This is a genomic window from Micromonospora sp. LZ34, from assembly GCF_052981855.1.
The window spans coordinates 1-892 of record NZ_JBRIQN010000164.1; the positions used below are offsets into that span (position 1 = coordinate 1).

The following is an 892-nucleotide window of genomic DNA, read 5'->3' on the forward strand; positions in this document are numbered from 1 at the left end:
TGAGCTTCCCCCGGTTTCCCGGGCACCTGATCTGAGGCGACACTGGTCGCCGAGGGAGGAGTTCGGATGCCCGCACCACACCCGCCGGAGTTCCGTCAGCGTGCGGTTGAGTTGGCTCGGCTGCGGGACAAGCCGATCCGGGAGATCGCCAAGGATTTGGGGATCTCGGAGTCGTGTCTGCGGAACTGGCTGGCCCAGGCCGACACCGATGACGGTAAGCGCGGGGGTCTGACCAGTGACGAGCGCAAGGAGTTGGCGGCGCTGCGGAAGGAGAAGCGGCGCCTGGAGGTGGAGAACGAGATCCTGCGCCGGGCCGCGGCCTATTTCGCGCGGGAGAACGTCCTCCCAAAATGATCTACCCGGTCGTCGCTGATCTCGCCGCCGCCGGCGGGATCGCGGTGGCGGTGGCGTGCCGGGTCCTCGAATGTCGACATCGGGCTACTACGACTGGCGCGGCCGGCCGGTCTCGCCGCGTGAGGCCGCTGATCAGGCGCTCGGTGAGCTGATCGGTGAGATCCATCAGATGTCGCGGGGCACCTACGGATCCCCGCGGGTGCACGCCGAACTGCGGCTGGCCGCCGGAGTGCGGTGCGGCCGCAAACGCGTCGAGCGGCTCATGCGGCACGCCGGTCTGCAGGGCGTGTACCGGCGCCGGCGGCGTGGCTGCACCGTGCGCGACCCGCAGGCCTCACCGTCGGCGGACCTGGTCAACCGGCGGTTCGTCGTCGACCGGCCGGACGCGCTGTGGGTCACCGACATCATCCAGCACCGCACCAGCCAGGGCTGGGTGTACTGCGCGGTCGTGCTGGACGTGTTCGCCCGCCGGGTCGTGGGCTGATCGATCGCCGACCACCTGCGCTCCGAGTTGGTCATCGACGCCCTGGACATGGCC

General features: G+C 69.8%; 2 protein-coding genes. Both read left to right on the forward strand.

Annotated elements, in window-relative coordinates:
• Positions 1–66: 66 nt before the first annotated feature.
• Positions 67–354, forward strand: coding sequence for a transposase (locus ACVCAH_RS37955; RefSeq protein ID WP_447141025.1), 288 nt, complete (start codon positions 67–69; stop codon positions 352–354).
• Between the two features lie 70 nt (positions 355–424).
• Positions 425–838 (forward strand): IS3 family transposase, encoded by a 414-nt coding sequence (locus ACVCAH_RS37960; protein ID WP_447141026.1) that lies wholly within the window; start codon positions 425–427, stop codon positions 836–838.
• Positions 839–892 lie beyond the last annotated feature (54 nt).